Genomic DNA, 18343 nt, shown 5'->3' with positions numbered 1-18343 from the left:
ATTACTCTTCTGTACTTTCTGTAACTTCTGTTTCTTCATCTGCACTCTCAAGCTGAGCTTTTTCCTCATCTGTAAGGATTCTCAGAGTATCCTGATTCATCTCCTCAACAGCAATAGAAAGAGGTTTCTGTTTATCCTTTACCTTAACCATTGGCTCATCACCGGCAATAATCTGTCTTGCTCTCTTTGATGTTGCCATAACAATTGAATATCTTGAGCTGATAACAGGCTCCTCACCTTCCTCAACTCCCTTGTTTACTACATTCATTAAATCTACATATGAAGGATGTATCATAATGTTCCTTTCCTGCGTGGTACGCAACACATAATATTTGTTTTCAAACAGAGTTATTATTATAGCTCTGATATTAACTGATTAAAACTTATTAAGCTGATCTCTCATTTCGTTTATAAAATCAGCATTTCTGTCAGGAGTGTTGTGAGCTGAGCTTATTATCTCATGAACTTTCTCCACACACTCATCAAGATCGTCATTGACTACTATATAGTCATATTTCTCGATTCCAACTGCTTCCTCTTTGGCTCTTGAAAGGCGCTTTGCAATAACATCATCGGTTTCTGTTCCTCTGCCGCGAAGTCTCTTTTCAAGTACCTGTGCAGACGGTGGCATTACAAAAAGCAGTACTGCGTCTTTATATTGCTCTTTTATCTGAAGAGCACCCTGAATCTCAATTTCCAAAATAACATCAATTCCTTGGGAGAGCTTATCCTCAACATATTTTCTGGGCGTGCCATAGTAATTATTTACATATCTGGCATGCTCTATAAGTCCGTCCTCTTCAATAAGCTTCTCAAATTCTTCAGTAGTAATAAAGAAATACTCTCTGCCATTTTCCTCACCCTCTCTTGGGTTTCTGGTTGTAGCCGAGATAGAAAGAGCATACTGATCATATCTTTTTGTCAGCTCTTTCATGATGGTTCCCTTTCCTGCTCCTGAGAACCCTGAAACAACAATAATAATACCTTTACGCTTCATCCTGACTATTCTCACTCTCCGATATAGCTCTGTTACATATGGTTTCCGGCAAAAGAGCTGATAATACAACCATACCATTTTCCATAACAAGTACTGCTTTGGTCTTGCGCCCCTGGGTAGCATCAACGCTTTGCCCTTCTTCCCTGGCCTTTTGAACCATGCGTTTAACCGGCGCAGCATCAGGACTTACAATGCTTATTATTTTGTCTGCATTAACAATATTGCCAAATCCAATGTGAATGAGTTTATTCAATGTTTTGTATCTGCTCCCTTACTTTTTCAATATCAGTTTTAAGAGCAATTCCTCTGTCTGAAATCTTCAGATCAGTAGACTTTGAAAGGATAGTGTTGGCCTCTCTGTTCATTTCCTGAGCAAGGAAATCCAATTTACGGCCTATTCCATCCTTATCATCGCCCTTTAAAAGAGTATCCTTTGTAGCTCCGATATGACTACGGAGTCTTGTGATCTCTTCATCTACGCAAATCTTGTCCGCATAGATAGTAACTTCCATGGCAAGTCTGTTCTCATCAACCTGCTTATCCTCAAGAAGATCCTGAATTTTCTCACGAAGCTTGTCCTTATACTCTTTGATGATTTCAGGCGAACGCTCCGCAATGTACTCTACATTCTCCATCATACCATCAAGTTTCTCAGTAAGATCTTTACATAAGAACTCACCTTCACGGGCCCTGGACTCCATAAACTGCTTGCCGGCACCGGCAAGAGCCTTCATAAGACCGCTCAGGACTTCCTCTTCGTTAAGATCTTCCTCTTCCATTGTAAAAACTTCGGGGAATCTTGAAAGAACAGATATCCTCACATCATTATCAAGACCAAAATCACTTGCCATTTCATTCAGGTATGAATAATACTCCTGTGCAATAGACTTATTGTATTTTACCTTGGTCTCTGATTCCGAAAAATCTTCATAACTAATGAATACGTCTACCTTGCCGCGCTTCATATAGTTCTTAAGTTCGCTGCGGATTGCAGCCTCAAATGCATTAAATTTTTTTGGCATCTTGATGTTGATATCAAGATAGCGATTATTAACTGATTTAAGTTCTACAATGTACTTACGATTTCCTTCTGTAATCTCACTTCTGCCAAAACCTGTCATGCTGCAGACCATTATTATATCCCCCTTATTTGGGCATAATTATACAAAAGTTATTATAATATATCCCAAAATAACGGTCAATGTCAATTAGTTCTTAAAACTGTGCACAGGAGCAGGTATTCTACCGCCTCGATTAACAAAATTGTCGCAAGAGAACCGGTTAACAGGCATTATCGGTGCATATCCCAAAAGACCTCCAAATTCCACAGTTTCTCCCACACCTTTTCCAATTACAGGAATAAGTCGCACAGCTGTAGTTTTCTGATTGATCATTCCGATTGCCATTTCATCTGCAATGATTCCTGCAATTGTTGTATCCTTGGTATCTCCGGGAACAGCAATCATATCAAGTCCTACCGAGCAAACGCATGTCATGGCCTCAAGCTTTTCAAGAGTAAGGGCGCCTGCTTCTACGGCATTGATCATTCCCTGATCTTCACTTACGGGAATGAATGCGCCGGAAAGGCCGCCTACATAAGACGATGCCATTACTCCACCTTTTTTAACCTGATCATTTAAAAGAGCAAGTGCTGCAGTTGTTCCCGGTGCACCGGCGTGTTCAACACCGATTTCATGGAGGATGTCGGCAACACTATCGCCAATAGCCGGTGTTGGTGCAAGAGAAAGGTCTATTATACCGAAAGGAACTCCAAGTCTTTTTGAAGCTTCCTGCGCAACAAGCTGACCCACTCTTGTAACCTTAAATGCAGTCTTTTTGATAGTCTCACAAAGAACCTCAAAGTTCTCTCCTCTAACCTTTTCAAGGGCAGTCTTAACAACTCCGGGCCCTGAAACTCCGACATTTATTATTTTGTCAGCTTCAGTAACGCCGTGAAATGCTCCCGCCATAAACGGGTTATCATCAGGAGCATTACAGAAAATTACAAGCTTTGCACAACCAAGAGAATCCTTTTCCTTTGTTGCTTCTGCTGTCTTTTTAACTATAGTTCCCATAAGGCGGACTGCATCCATATTGATACCTGTCTTTGTCGAGCCAACATTTATTGATGAGCATACAACGTCTGTTGAAGCCAAAGCTTCCGGAATAGATTCAATCAAAAGTCTGTCAGCTTCTGTCATTCCTTTGCTGACAAGAGCAGAATAACCACCGATAAAATTAACGCCCACTTCCTTTGCCACTTTATCAAGTGTCCCGGCGATTCTTACAAAGTCTCCGGGGTTCTTGCAGGCTGCTCCGCCAACAAGAGCAATCGGTGTAATAGATATTCTTTTGTTTACAATAGGGATTCCGTATTCACGAGAAATCTGATCGCCGGTTTTAACCAGATCCTTGGCGGTCTCATAGATTTTGTTATAGATATTGTCGCAGAGTTTGTCCAAATCTGATGTAATGCAGTCAAGAAGACTGATACCCAGCGTAATCGTCCTTACATCAAGATTTTCTTTTTCTATCATTTCATTGGTCTCAATGACCTCATTTACATTTATCATTATGTTACCCTTTCATCATTAAGAAGTCGTATATCCGGCATGAATTGCCTGTAAAGGCATCAAAACAGCCTCAGCAAATGCTCAGATTCTGTGCATTGAATCAAATATTTCTTCCTTTTGACATTTGATAACTACGCCTATTTCTTTTCCAAGGCTTTCAAGGTCATCTGCCACCTGATTAAATTCCTTACCTGTTGCTGACATATCAACTATCATCATCATGTTAAAAAATCCGCTGACTATTGTTTGGGAAATGTCGAGAATGTTGATACCTGACTCTGCAAGATAAGTACACACCTTCGCTATGATTCCTACTGTGTCCTTACCAACTACTGTAATAATTGTTTTTTTCATGATCTCCTCCTTATTGTACAAGATGCTGCAAGCAAAAAAAGCCATGGCACCTGTTAAATACAAAGCATCAAAACTCAAGAACTGTTGAAATAGCACTTCTATCAGCAACCATAATAGGAAAACCGTTATTAAATTTTAAACTTTCATTCATCTGTAGCTCTACGCGAACCGCTTCATAAGCAAGCTCCGGAAGATTGTTTTCTTTTGAAAGATGTCCGAGAAACACTCCCTGAAGTTTATTATTTATAAGCCTGCTAAGCAGCTCTCCGCTTTTTTCGTTGCACAAATGTCCCTTATCTCCCAAGATTCTGGCCTTTAGCTGATATGGGTAAGGGCCTGTCTGAAGCATTCTGATATCGTGATTGGCCTCAAGCAAAAGCGCATCACATCCTGATAACCTGTTAACTGTATAATCATCATAGCAGCCAAGGTCGGTTGCAACCCCTATTTTCTTATCTTTGATATGGATTGTATAACCGCAGGGTTCATTGGCATCGTGGGAAATTGTCATGGGATTGATCATCATATCCCCAACTTTAACTTCTTCATCGACTTTTACCGGAATGAATCTCGAATTAACCATCTCGGCCTTTTTGTCGCTCACCCTGATTCCTTGTATTGTACCATCCGTAGCATAAATTGGAATATCAATTTTTTTAAAATTGTGTGAAGTGCTGCAATATGGTCAGTATGCTCATGCGTTACAAAAATAGCATTTATATCCGAAAGTGTCAGATCGAGAGTTTTTAATCCCTCTTCAATTCTCTTCTTGCTGACTCCTGCGTCTATTAAAATGTGAGTATTATCAGAACCAATATATGTACAGTTTCCGCTACTGCCGCTTGCAATACTTGTAAATCTCATAAAATCCCCGTTTCAAAACATAATCTTTCAATATATTAGCCTATTTTATCCAAAATTACCACAAAAAAACTTTCCTGCAAGAGAGCAAGAAAGTTTTTCTTATTCTATCAAAAACTATTTCCAGTAAACTTCTATCTTGTCGCCCTCCTTAATAGTCTGCAGATAATCAGGAGTACCACCGTTTAGAATTGTAACCACCGATCTGCCCTGAGGTTTTGAAAGGTCAAAATCAATGGCATCAAAAATATCAACAAATACATAATCCGCTTTACCATGAAGCGTTACCGCTTCATTATTGACAATAACATGAAGATCATGAGCAAGTATGTTCTTCACAGGTTCTGCATCTTCTTTTTCATAAACATCTTTATCAGAATCTGTATTAAACGAAAGCTGACCGCTCTCATCTTCTACAATCTTTGCCGCTTCATCTTCGCCCTCAAAAGAACTTTCATTTTCCTGTTTGACAGCCTCCTCATCAGCGTCAGGAAAATCTTTATAGTAATCCATTATCATGTCATCCTGAGACTTAAACTCCACCTTGAAGTTTTCGTAAACAGGCGTATCTCTGTCGCCGCGCTCATTGTTAACCATGATCACAGTATCTTCAGTCAGTTCAATATCCAAAAGCTCTGCAATCTGGGCAGCAGTATTGTAATCAAGAACTTTAACATCATCACCCGGCTGTATGGAATAAAGCGGAGTCTGAAGCTGTCCGTTTACAGTAGCATATCTGGAAGCCTCGATATTTTTACCATCTACATTTACATTAAATTTAGTCTTAAACTCAGGGATACCTTCTATTACAGCTTTGCCTGGAGCTCCGGCCGTAGAAGGCGTAACATCAATAATATCGTTGGCATGGATCTTGGTATGGATATCAGCTGGCTTACCGTTAAGCGTGATAACAGCAGCTTCACCCGGTTCTCCCCTTGATGATCTTTCTTTGCCATTTACAATGAATTTCAGTTCTTCTCCTCTTTTTGGGAAAAGATCTTCATTAGGGAATGAAGCCTGCATGGCGGCATCAACAATCTGCAATTTGCCATTGTCGTAAATCTTGGTCTGAGTTCCGTTAAATGAAACAAAAATAAAGTTATTGGCCTCTTCGTAATAACTGATACAGATACCAAGAGGAGTAACCAAAAGAGAATCTCTCTCAATTCCGTTATTGTTAAGGAATACGATTTCCTTCATGACCTCTTCACCACGAAGGGCAACTCTCTCTTCAGCGATATCCATTTCTTTTGCTATAGCTTTTACATAACCGGGGACACAACCGCCGCCACCTACAACAAAGACTGCGCTTACAGGCTTATCGCCATTTAATCTCTTGATTTCATCTACAGCTTTTTTAGCCATTTCATCAACCTTGGGCTTTATAATCCTTGCAATGTCTTTGGCTGTAATTGTCTTTCTAAGCCCCATGATATCAATATAATCAACTTTTTCAGAGCGACTTGCCGCAATCTTTATCTCATCTGCCTGATTAAAGTCCACAAGACAGTGCTGTGCAATGATTTCTGTAATATCATCACCTGCAAGGGGAAGCATTCCATACGCAATGATAGAGCCATCATCAGTTACGCATATATCGGATGTTCCCGCTCCCACATCAATAAGAGCCAGATTCAACATTCTAAATCTCTCCGGTATTGCAACCATCATAGCTGCAATAGGCTCCAATGTGAGATTGGCAACACTAAGACCTGCCCTCTCACATGCCTTATAAAGTCCATCAACACAGTCATCGGGAAGAAATGTAGCGATAAGTTCTACGCTGACTTTACCTGCATTATGTCCTTCAAGATTGGCAATCTGATAACCATCAAGGTAGTAATGCATTACAGAATACCCAACAAGATAGAACTTGAGGTCTGACGTATTCTTACTTAAAAATTCTGTGTAAGCCTTTTCAACAGCTCCGGAATCAAGATTATAGATATCCTCATCCGTGATATCATGGGAATCAGTATATTCGTAGTCATAGGTGGTTCTTACAGTCTTAAGCACACGACCTGCGGCAGCTATACACACATCCGTAAGATGAATGTCAGTCTGCTGCTCAAGGGATTCTTTTACCATCTTAATGGTCATGCCCACTTTACCGATATCGTGGATCTGACCATCCAGCATTGCCCTTGTCTGGTGCTTTTCAACCGCCTGGGCAATTACATTGAATTTACCGTCATTCATGTACCCAACAGTACCAACAACACTTCTGGTTCCAATATCAAGTCCAAATACAACTTTCTGATCTTTTTGCTCTAAACTAGCCATTATGCCTCTAAGCCCCCTCGCACAATTTTTCGATCAAAAACTATATCTTCCAAAGCTGTAATCTGTTATCTATTTCAGAAAAAGCTTTTTTATTCTCACCACTATTATCAATCACAAAATCACAGTGCTTCCTAAATGCTTCATCACTCAGCTGGCTTTTTAAAATGTCAGTAACCTTCTCATCAGAATAGCCTCTGGAAGCCTTAAGCCTTATCCGACGCGTCTGTTCATCAGCATAAACATACCACATCTCATCTACAATTTTGTCGTATCCATTCTCAATAAGAAGGGCCGCTTCTACGAATACAAAATCATAAGCGCCGTTTTTTCGCTCATCATCTACTATATTAATAATATATTGATTTACTGCAGGATGCAAAATATTATTTACGGTTTTTAGCTTATTTTTATCATTGAATATAGTCTTGGCCATCAAAGCTTTGTCAATTTCTCCATCAGGGGCTAAAATACCGCAGCCCAATGCCTCAACAAGTGATTCGTAAGCCGGGTATCCTTTTTTCTTTATTTCATTGGCAACATCATCAGATAAAATAACAAGACAGTTGTAATTTTCTTTAATATATGACAGCAATGTACTTTTGCCCGCACCAACGCCCCCTGTTATACCTATAATATTTGTCCTTCCCTTTTGAAGTGCCATTTCATTAAAATTGTCCTTTATTTATTATTTTACTTTTCCAAGGAACTTCACTGCTGCCGCTCCCTGTTCAGACTTTTTGCAGGATTTTTTCGTATTACTTGGCTTCATACCAGTCACTGCCCGTATGGCAATCAGCTTTGAGACTTACCTGTAAAGAAGCTGCTTTTTCCATTTCCTGTGTTAAAAGATCTGTAACCTGAGTAATCTCATCTTTATAAGTCTCAATTACAAGTTCATCATGAATCTGTAATATCAGCTTTGACTTAAGGCCTTTTTCTTTTAACTTGAAAAAGACATTTATCATGGCAATTTTCATAATATCAGCTGCACTTCCCTGAATAGGTGCATTCATTGCAACTCTCTCTCCAAATTGCCTCAAATTAAAATTACCGTTTTTTAGCTCGGGAATAGGACGTCTCCTGCCATACATGGTTTCGGAATACCCCTTGGCCTTGGCACTTGCGATTACTTTTTCCTGATAATCCTTAACTCCCGGATATGTCTCGAAGTACTTATCCATGTAGTCCTTGGCTTCTCCGGCAGAAATCGAAAGATCCTGTGATAAGCCAAAGGCACTTATTCCATAGACTATTCCAAAGTTAACTGCCTTGGCGCTTCTTCTCTGAAGAGGAGTGACTTCCTCAAAAGGAACATGGAATACCTTGGAAGCTGTAGTAGTATGAATATCTTCGCCGTCATTAAATGCCTTAATAAGCCCTTTATCACCTGACATATGCGCCAGAATACGAAGCTCCACCTGAGAATAATCCGCATCAGCAAAAACGCATCCTTCTTTAGGAACAAAAACCTTTCGAATGAGCCTTCCAAGCTCTGTTCTCATAGGAATATTCTGAAGATTCGGCTCAGTTGAGCTGATTCTTCCTGTGGCTGTTATTGTCTGATTAAAGCTTGTATGTATCCTGTCATCCGCCTCTATGTATGCAGCAAGTCCATCGGCGTAGGTGGATTTTAACTTGGCAAGTCCTCTGTATTCCAATATATCAGCTACGATTTTATGCTCAGGAGCAAGCTTTTCAAGAACCTCCGCTGCGGTTGAATAACCGGACTTAGTCTTTTTTTCAGCAGTCAGTCCCAGTTTTTCAAATAAAATCTCTCCAAGCTGTTTAGGAGAATTGATATTAAATTCGCAACCTGCTGCCTCGTAGATATTCTTCTCAAGTTCCTCTATGCGAATAAGCAGTTTATCTCCATATGCTTTAAGCTCTTCTCTCTTTGCTGTTATTCCCTCTTTTTCCATGGCAAAAAGAATATAAGAAAGAGGCATCTCAATATCTGTATAAAGCTTATCCATTCCAAGCTTTTGAAGTTTTTTATTTATAAGCGGAAATACTCTGTAAATAACTTCAGCTACTCTTCCCGCATATTCAGAGAGCTTCTTTTCATCAGAATTTTTAAGAGAGTCTTTTCCAAAAATGTCACCTTTTTTCTCAAGGCGAAGATCCAGATACTCTTTGGCAATATCCTCAATCTGATAGTCATTTTTAAGCGGATTTACAAGGTAAGCTCCTATAAGAGTGTCATAAAACATCTTACCCGCAGCCCTTTTCTCTTCTTCGCTATTTTCTTCAGAAATATATCCGTATGTTCTTTCACTTATCTGTACGGGCTCAAAATAGTAAAAACTACTCTTAATATCAAAGGTTGCAAGGGTACATGTACCGCTTAATGCACTCAGTTTTTTTCCAAGATAGTCCGCTGTTATAAAATTCTCGACAGGAATATAAAAGACTTCTTTGCCATCAAAACAAACAGAAAGCCCCACCACATCCTTTTTCCTGGTTCCGTCGCTTGATATGTTGTCCATAAGAAAATAAAAGGATGCAAAGTCAGCCTTTGTATTGAATATAGCCTCAACCTCATTAAGATCTGAAGTCACCTTGATACTGCACTCAAAAGAAGATGCCTTTATAGCAGAACCTGATGGTGAAAGCTTTCCAAGTTCCAATTCAAGACATTTCATAAGTTCTTCATTTACAGATACTTTTTTTTCACCGGATGCTGATAAAAGCTTCTCAAAATAAACGACCTGATCATGAACATAAGGATTAACATTCTCTGCTGCACATGATTCATCTTCGCTTCTTATAAGCTCAATTTCGCTATACTCTCCGCTTTTTAGCAGATTTAAAAGCTTATATACCGCGCCATAAACTCCATTTAAAAAAAAGCCTTCCGCATCAGTAAACGCCGGCATGGCATAAAAAGCTGTTTTAACAAATTCATTGGTATTTAAAGATAGTTTACTCAAACCTTAGATTCCCCAAACTTAATATTTTAGATCGTGCAAAAATATGATTTATAATGCAAAAGCCAGTATTACGGCTGTAACTGCCAGAACTGCCACCGCAAGCTCCAAAAGAATACTGAAAAGAAACAGATTTCTCCTGAACTTAAGCCTTTTCTTGGCATTTTTAATAAGGATAAGAAGTTCCTGTTTGAGATTAAAGGTATTGCCATCCTCAAGTCTCTGCATACCGGTCTTGACCAAAAACTGTATAGTGAGTTCCTCCTTGCATTCAGGACAGTTGTCAATGTGATCGATAAATTCTGCCAGTTCCTTATTATCCAGATCATCATCCAAAAATAATGGAATTAGTTTTTCAGCATCTTTGCATGTCATATTAATAAAATACAATAATTTGCCACTTAATTCCACTTAAAAATCTGATTCATCTAAAAGCACAACCCGATCATACTCCCAGAATTTGACCTGCAGCTCATTTTTGGTGAGAATTTCAGACATGTACTTTCCGGACATGTAATCCCCTTTTATTTCAAGTATCTTATTGAAGTATTCTTTAGTGTCCACACCTGCGATAAGAATTTTTTTGCCAAGCTGAGATAACATATCAATTCTGGCTTTCAATATAATATCGCCCTGTCTTATCATTTCAGGGTCAAGAAATCTCCAGGCACTTAATATAACCCCGTCAAATTTTTCCATCATTTCAAGCGTTATACCAGAGGATTTATCATCATAATTACCCAGATAAAGCTTTATCCCAAGGTCATAGAATTCATTAACCACATATTTCAGATTTTCCTCTGACATTTCTGCCATAGTGTCACTTATATCAAAAGCTATAAGCTTTGGATCCACACTATATTTTTTCAAAAGCTCATTTACACTTGCCACAAGCTTTTTATTGAGCACCTTGGCAGCCATAACATGAATAAGGACAAAATCAATGTGCATATATCCCTTATTTACATCATTGCCTATGAATTTCATGACTGATTCGATCATTCTGATCTCAAGTTCTTCTGCAAAGCCTGCCCTTTCTGCTATTGGCATAAATTCTCTAAAATTAACTTCTCCAAGCTCATCATCCTGAAGTTTTAAAAGGGCCTGAGCAGCCTTTATACATCCGCACATTTTCCCATAAATCGGCTGATAATAAACATGAAACTTATTTTCCGATATTCCCTGTGAGATAGCCTTTTCTACTTCAATGTTTCTAAGAAGAAAGCTCAGATCATCACCTTTTATAATGTCCTTCTTTTCACTGCCGTCAATAGGTGCTTCCGACAAAAGAACTATATCATCAGCATACTTAAACTCATCAGGAAAGCTTGAAAGCAAAATAGTGGCATTGATCATTGTCTTTCCCTTATCAGTAATAAATCCTTCAGAAAATCTGTCCTTTATTCTGCCTGCCACCTCACTGGCATATTCTTCACCGGCCTCCGGAATCAGAATAAAGAACACAGCATCTGAACTCCTGTACACATTCAGATACTCATTTATCCTGAAAATCGCAGATACTATTTCAGACAGGATTCCGTCAAAATCGTCTACACCTGTAATTCTCCTATAGCTTTCCGCATCATCAATTCTAAGACATATGATGCGAAACGGTCTCTTCATCCCGATCATGTTACTCAGATCCTGAAACAGAGCTGTTCTGTTGTATGCTCTGGTAGAGGCATCAATCCTGTCATCTTCCTTCTCGATCATAACCATGATTCCCATAAGTCCAATGGCTTCACACAAAAGCTCACACACTATTTCAGGAAAAAGCATCTGAATGACTATACCGGAAAAAGTAAGAAGCAAAAAATAGGCCATAGCTATCTTTTTTAAGTGATTAACTGTTTTCCAGTACCTAAAAAGCATTACAACACAGCTGATAAAATATGCAAAGCTGATAATATAAGCAAGAACTATTCCATATCCCCTTGTAAAGGTCAGATCTTCATTCAGAGAAAACATAATATGGGTAAACGGATTGGAAAAAAGAAGAATTTCAAGTACGATAAGCGGAATACGTATCAGTCTTTTTCTTTTCTTGTCGTAAAAATGGACAATTTCACATACTAACAACATGTAGTAAAAAAACACTACAACAATGCCGAAATGAGTCATATAATACAAGAATTTCAGACTGTAACAAATTACAAATTTTAGCCTGTAGGCAATCGAAAGATTATAGACAAAAGTTGTCAACAGCCCGGCAACAGAGTCTGTGAGCGTGATATATAAAAGTATCAGATATAACCTCCTTCTGATACTTTTTTTATTGCGAAGTATTGTGGTGTAAAAAATGCACGTAATAGTTATCAGAGTAGCTGCCACCCTGAAAGTTGTAGCCAAAGCCTGACTTGTTTCCATCATTTATTCTTTCCGGAATTAAAGAAATCCTCAAGGGTTTTCAGTAGCTTTTCTTTGGTAATGGATTTTAATAGATAATCCACAGGCTTTAGTGAGATAACACTCGTAACAGATTCGCGGTCATTTTTTCCCGTAAGAAACATTACAGGTGTAGAGCTTGAAAAGCTCTCACTTTTTAGCATTTCCATTACTTTAGGGCCGTCAAGTACCGGCATATCATAGTCAAGCAGTATAAGATCCGCATGGTTGGTGGCAAGCCAGGCGACAGCCTGAGTTCCCGAATTGGCCATTCCAACTCTGTACGTGTCTTTTAACAGTTCTCTCATCATCTGCAAAAATGTCAAATCGTCGTCAATTACCAGAATACATTTTCGCCTCTGCTGCTCAAACTCATCATCAGTTGCAGTCATTACTTTTGACATAAGCTCTGACATATCAAGAGGTCTGTATACTTCAAAAGCTATGTCTTCTTTTGGGATATATCTGTGACAAAATTTAAAAGTCTGATCCTCACCAATAATAAGAACCACCTTATTATCCTCAACGCAAAGGTCCTTCAGATAAATAAATGCATCATAATGATCTTCAATATCAGGATCGGTATATAGAATAATAAGATCTGCATCATGAACATTGTCACTGATCTGACTAATCGTGTAATTAGCATCAGCCACCCGAAAATGAGCCTTTAAAAGGCTGTTTTTTATTGCATTTACCATGAAAGTTTCAGCGTTTCTGACAAGCAGAATTTTTTTCTCAAACATATATTATTCCCCTTGCTTATTTAATCTTTCGGTTACTACAGTTTTTATGCCATCCCAATCAAGTTTATAGGATAACTGAGCTATTTTCTTAATTATATCATTATCTATGCCTGTAACACTATACTCGCTAACTGAATCAAGAATAAACATTAACGTATCATAGTCCAGTGCCTGGCTAACCTCCAAAATGGTTCTATATGCATCAATAAGCTGGCTCTCTGAAATCGGAGGTTTTTCTCCTGCCTGATCACTTTCTTTTGAACCTTCATTGAAAACTTTTGAAAGTTCTTCTTCCACCTCCATGTGCATTTCCAAAAGCTTAGGTGTAAGTTCATCTATTGTTTTAATATCCTGATTGTTTCCGGCATCTTCAAGTTTCTTTGCAAGCTCTGAAAGCGAAGTTGCTCCGATGGTTCTTGATGTGCTCTTGAGAGAATGAACATAGCTTGTATAATCCTTAATATTTCCGGAGCCAAAGCTTGTGGTGATATTCTCTCTTGTAAAAGCGGCAGAATCATAATAGACCTTTAAGATATTAAGATAGCTTTCAGCATTCCCACAGTTCTTTAATCCTTCATCTTTATTTATCTTTTCAAAGTTATCTAAAAAGCCATACTCACCTTTTAATAATTCATCTGCATTATCATCATTTTTATCGGCCGCATCCTCATTTAAAACAACTTTTTCCTCAGGCAAAAATCTTATTATGGTATCTTCAAGCTTTTCACTCTCAATAGGCTTTGACAGGTAATCCTCAAATCCGGCTTTTAAAAAGCTCTCCCTCGCTCCTGAAATAGCATTTGCTGTAAGAATTATCACAGGTGTATCTTTATTGGCACTGCCCTCGTCCGCTTTTATTGCCTTTAAAGTCTCAATTCCATCCATTTCAGGCATTCTATAGTCCAGGAAAATTATGTCGTATTTTTTTTCATGCTGCATTTTAATACACTCTGCTCCGCTCCCTGCCGAGTCTATTCCTATCTTTGTTTTCTTTAAAAGCTCCCTGATAACAACGTGATTCATAGGTGTATCATCAACCACAAGTATGCATGCATCCGGGGCTGTAAACTTTTCGCGATAGGTATATTCTTTCCTGGCAGCAGTTGCAATCCTTGCCTTAAAATCTCCTATCCCTGATGAACTTCTAACCCCTTGAGGAACGGTAATAATAAAGGTTGTGCCTTTCCCATATTCGCTTTCAACTTCAATGGTGCCATCCATAAGCTCCAAAAGAGAATGAGTGATAGCAAGACCAAGTCCGCTTCCTTCAACTGTTTTGTTCTTTTCCATATCAAGCCGTTTGAATTTATCAAATAAACTGGCAATATCCTCTTTTTTTATGCCGATTCCGGTATCCTTCACCACAATTATCAGCGTTATCCCATCGTCATTTTCTATTCCCTTTATGTTAAATTCAACGCTGCCTTCCCTGGTATACTTAATGGCATTGTTAAGGACATTGACCATTATCTGGCGAATTCTTGTCTCATCTCCGTACAGAGTGTCAGGTATGGTCTCATCCACATTAAACTTAAGCTCCAGTGACTTTTGCTGGGCTTTTAGATTAACCATGTTAAAGACATCATTTAAAACTGAAGATAAATCGTAATCTGCTTCATTTATCTCCATGCTTCCGGCTTCAATCTTGGAAAAATCAAGGATGTCATTTATAAGGGACAAAAGAGTTCTTCCTGCCCCTTCTATATTCCTTGCATATTCAAGTATTTTTTCATCCTGACATTCACGAAGAATTACTTCGTTCATTCCAAGAACAGCATTTATAGGTGTTCGTATCTCATGGGACATATTGGCAAGGAAGTTACTCTTTGCCTCGTTGGCTGCCCTTGCTCTTTGTTCTTCCATTTTGGCAAGTTCCGTTGCTTTTAATATAGCTATAAACTCATTTCTGGAAGAAAGCGGTGAAAAATATATGCCCTGATAATAGTCAACCTTCATATCCTTGGCAAACTCATAAAGAGTCGGGTCATCCACATGGCTTAAAAGTATTCCCTTTCCCATCTGTCCCGTCATTTTTATTCTGTTTTCAAGAATAATCCTGTTTTGTTCATTCTGAAATGCAGAATGTAAAAGAGCGGCATTCATAGTTACGCCTTCAAATATGGTGGAAGACGCTATCTGAGAAGAAAAGAAACCACTTCCGTAATTATCAATTCCAAATCTTATTCCATCAGCCACAAGCTCGCTGACAATATGAACCAATATGTTTTCATCGGCAGTAGCGGCTCTTTCTTCAATGTTAAAAATAACTCTTTTGGGGTTAACATTGTATTTATTTATCAGGGTTCTTATATTATCGACAAAATCAGTCCTTATAACCTGTAGTGAAGAAAGACTTATAATAATAAACTCAAGTCCCATTTCTTCAGTGATACCACCGCCCAAAAATAAAAATGCCTCTTCTATAGTGAACCATCCAAGCTTCTCGATAAGTCCCGTTTCCTCTGCGATTGGCATAAACTCAGATTTATCAATGACTCCCAGCTCATCATCAGCAAATTCAAGGACTGCCTCTGCTCCACAGATAATGAGTCCGTCACGTGAATATACAGGAAGATAGCACACATTAAAGCTGTTGTCTTCAATTCCTCTTTTTACCGCATTCTCAACATTGGCCCTTCGTAATATAAAATTCAGGTCTTCCTTGGAATATATTCGTCCTGTGTCTTTTTCAATCGCTGAATCCGACAACAGTAAAAGATAACCGATGTTGCCAAACTGCTCCGGGGAATTGGCTCTTATTATGATTGCGTTTAAAAGAAAGCTACTGCCCTTCATATTCCAGTCTCTTTGGAATCTGTCAAAAACAGTTCTGGAAACTTTACCTGCCTTTTCTTCAGACACTCCGGGACACACCAAAAAGAAACAGTCATTACTCATCCTGTAAACTTCATATTTGGGATCTATTGAGTTTAAAAATCTGACCACTTCAAAAAGAACCTTTTCATACTCTTCATATCCGGCAATCTTCCTATAGACATCACCGTTTTTTATCCTTATACAGATAGTATAAAAAAGTCTGTCGTACCTAAAATATATTCCTGCATCATGTAAGAATGCATTTCTGTTGTATGCCCAGGTTGATATGTCGATGCGATCCTCATCATTTTCAAACATTATCATAAGCCCCAGAAGACCAATGGCCTCACACATAAGCTCGCATCTGACATCAAAGAAGATCATTTGCACCAAAGTGCCGATAATAACAAGAATAAAAAAGTATGCTATCGCAAATTTTTTCATTCTGTTAAAGACATTCCAATATAAAAATAAGGCAACTATGGAAAACAGCACATAAAATGCGCTGACAAGATAGGCTATGTAAATGCCCGCTCCTCTGTGAAAGTCAAGATTTTCATCCACGCTGTAAACAATACGTGTAAATGGATTTATAAAAACCATTATTTCAAGAAATATGAAAGGAAGACTTATCAGACATCTTGCCCTTTTTGAAAACCTGAATGACACTCCGCAGGAGTTGATAATATAGAGAGCAAGAACGGGAGCTATGGCAAAATGGGTAGTAAAATACAGATATTGACTAAGATGAAAACAAAAAAATTTAAATCCCTGAGACATTGAAGATGCTAATATCAACTCTCCCGAAATTCCTACAAGAGAGTCAATTATCACAATAACAATCAAGGACATGAATAGTCTGTTACTAAACTTTATCCTTGTCCTTGTCATCATTGTGTACATTATGCATGTAATGCTTATGATCAGTGCAGCAAGATTATACGTAATGCTACCAATATTATCAAAGCTCAGCATAGGCTCTCCCGGTGCGTTTTAGCGCACACTTTTTATCATTGTAGCATATGCCAAGAAATACCTATAATAAAAAAAGAATAAACATAACGAAAAGGCGCTTTTATTATTTACTGCCTGTATTATTATTTGTATAATCCAGCACTAAGACCAGTTGCAATATACTGATTATCCGCTGATTTTTCTACTACAAATACTAGTCGAAAGGAATTATCCCAAAATGTCTAATTCAAAAATTGATGTATTCGAAACTATTCTTTCAGACAAATGCTCTTTTGAAAAGAATTGATGTTCGACATATGGCATATACATGTAATAATACCCCCTGTATAGTTGGCAGGGGCTTCATTACTATAAATTATAGATTGTTTAATTATTTACACTGCTGCATCTCCATCATATATTTTTTTGCATGCATTCTTTGCAGCTTTTTATATAATCCATAATTAGAGATAAATAGTATCATTCGCAGTTTATTTTTTAAATCAACATGTTTTATTAATTCACCTGCTATAGCCTTATATATATTGATTAACCGACTTATCTCCTGTATACTTTCATCATCATTAAGTACAGATTGCATATCCATGATGCTTCTTGTCCCTACCCCAAATTTATACAAAGCAATATCATAAAACTGCATCTTCATCAGATATCTTATAACACTAGCTACACCCTCAGAATTATATAAAGCCTTTCTGCTATACTTACTTCTGGTTATACTTACTTGTGAAAACAACTGATTATATACAATCTCGTCAGTAAAGTATATAGTGTCGCAATTACCCATTATGCTCGCAAACACAAATTGATCTTCACTTTTTGTTTTATTCTCCGGAAATCTAATGCCATTCCATACTTTCTTTTTATACAGTTTCCCCCATGAAACAATCAACACATGGCTTTCACCAGAAAAATAAAATAACTCACATGTCTCTCTCTTAGTTAAAAATTTATTGCAATACTTTTCCGGGATTTCAAACTCTCCTATATACTCAGAGTTATCGTTATAATGCGCATAGTTTCCTATAACCATATCAACATTTTTTTCACGACTTAGTTTAAAGAGCTCATAAAGGGCATTTTCAGGCAAGAAATCATCATCATCTATGAAAAAAATATAATCTCCCAAAACATTATCAAGCCCAATATTCCTAGCTGCACTGATGCCACGATTATTTGTATGAATAACACGAATAAAATCATACTTTTGTGCGTATTCATCCAATATTAAAGGTGATCTGTCAGTGCTCCCATCATCTACAACGATAAATTCAATGTTGACATTCTTTTGAAAAACTACACTATCTAAAGCTCGTCTCACATAGTTTTCCCTATTGTAAACAGTCATAATAACAGATATTAAATCATTCCCCATGCTCTAATCTAAGCAACCTTTTTTATTATTATAATACATCCGCAAGAAAA

Annotated in this window: 14 protein-coding genes and 1 pseudogene; all 15 read right to left on the bottom strand. The window is 38.0% G+C overall.

Annotated elements, in window-relative coordinates:
• Nucleotide 1: 1 nt before the first annotated feature.
• The 15 genes and pseudogenes from rpoZ to J6O61_RS00990 all read right to left on the bottom strand — a co-directional run bounded on the left by rpoZ (nt 2) and on the right by J6O61_RS00990 (nt 18293).
• Nucleotides 2-295: a DNA-directed RNA polymerase subunit omega gene (gene rpoZ / locus J6O61_RS01060; protein ID WP_292208542.1), complete on the bottom strand. Its 294-nt coding sequence runs from the start codon at nt 293-295 to the stop codon at nt 2-4.
• Between the two features lie 81 nt (nt 296-376).
• Complete coding sequence (gmk, locus tag J6O61_RS01055) at nt 377-997, bottom strand: guanylate kinase (protein ID WP_292208540.1); 621 nt, start codon at nt 995-997, stop codon at nt 377-379.
• Complete coding sequence (locus J6O61_RS01050) at nt 987-1250, bottom strand: DUF370 domain-containing protein (protein WP_292208538.1); 264 nt, start codon at nt 1248-1250, stop codon at nt 987-989. The genes gmk and J6O61_RS01050 overlap by 11 nt, the downstream gene beginning before the upstream one ends.
• A complete protein-coding gene (locus tag J6O61_RS01045; protein WP_292208535.1) occupies nt 1243-2130 on the bottom strand; it encodes a YicC/YloC family endoribonuclease in 888 nt (295 codons plus the stop codon). Before J6O61_RS01045 ends, J6O61_RS01050 begins: the two co-directional genes overlap by 8 nt.
• A gap of 75 nt (nt 2131-2205) precedes the next feature.
• Nucleotides 2206-3570 (bottom strand): PFL family protein, encoded by a 1365-nt coding sequence (locus tag J6O61_RS01040; RefSeq protein ID WP_292208532.1) that lies wholly within the window; start codon nt 3568-3570, stop codon nt 2206-2208.
• A gap of 81 nt (nt 3571-3651) precedes the next feature.
• A complete protein-coding gene (locus J6O61_RS01035) occupies nt 3652-3924 on the bottom strand; it encodes an ACT domain-containing protein (protein WP_292208529.1) in 273 nt (90 codons plus the stop codon).
• Between the two features lie 67 nt (nt 3925-3991).
• Nucleotides 3992-4788 (bottom strand): annotated as a pseudogene (locus J6O61_RS01030) (MBL fold metallo-hydrolase).
• A gap of 114 nt (nt 4789-4902) precedes the next feature.
• Nucleotides 4903-7068: a cell division protein FtsA gene (locus tag J6O61_RS01025; RefSeq protein ID WP_292208526.1), complete on the bottom strand. Its 2166-nt coding sequence runs from the start codon at nt 7066-7068 to the stop codon at nt 4903-4905.
• Between the two features lie 40 nt (nt 7069-7108).
• Nucleotides 7109-7729, bottom strand: a complete 621-nt coding sequence (gene coaE / locus J6O61_RS01020) for a dephospho-CoA kinase (protein WP_292208524.1) — start codon at nt 7727-7729, stop codon at nt 7109-7111.
• A 94-nt stretch (nt 7730-7823) separates the two neighbouring features.
• Nucleotides 7824-9998 (bottom strand): DNA polymerase I, encoded by a 2175-nt coding sequence (gene polA / locus J6O61_RS01015; RefSeq protein WP_292208522.1) that lies wholly within the window; start codon nt 9996-9998, stop codon nt 7824-7826.
• Nucleotides 9999-10046: 48 nt separating this feature from the next.
• On the bottom strand, nt 10047-10370 hold the full coding sequence (locus J6O61_RS01010; RefSeq protein WP_292208519.1) for an anti-sigma factor family protein: 324 nt from the start codon (nt 10368-10370) through the stop codon (nt 10047-10049).
• 36 nt (nt 10371-10406) lie between these two features.
• The gene (locus tag J6O61_RS01005; RefSeq protein ID WP_292208517.1) at nt 10407-12365 is read right to left on the bottom strand and encodes an EAL domain-containing protein; all 1959 of its coding nucleotides are present in this window, start codon (nt 12363-12365) and stop codon (nt 10407-10409) included.
• Nucleotides 12362-13126, bottom strand: coding sequence for a response regulator (locus J6O61_RS01000; protein WP_292208514.1), 765 nt, complete (start codon nt 13124-13126; stop codon nt 12362-12364). The genes J6O61_RS01005 and J6O61_RS01000 overlap by 4 nt, the downstream gene beginning before the upstream one ends.
• 3 nt (nt 13127-13129) lie before the next feature.
• Complete coding sequence (locus J6O61_RS00995; protein ID WP_292208511.1) at nt 13130-16918, bottom strand: EAL domain-containing protein; 3789 nt, start codon at nt 16916-16918, stop codon at nt 13130-13132.
• Nucleotides 16919-17288: 370 nt separating this feature from the next.
• On the bottom strand, nt 17289-18293 hold the full coding sequence (locus J6O61_RS00990) for a glycosyltransferase family 2 protein (protein ID WP_292208508.1): 1005 nt from the start codon (nt 18291-18293) through the stop codon (nt 17289-17291).
• Nucleotides 18294-18343: the final 50 nt, after the last annotated feature.

The sequence above is a fragment of the Butyrivibrio sp. genome, from assembly GCF_017635265.1.
Lineage (GTDB): Bacteria > Bacillota > Clostridia > Lachnospirales > Lachnospiraceae > Butyrivibrio.
Note: the sequence above shows the minus strand (reverse complement) of the source record. Positions and strands in the feature narration are given on the sequence as shown.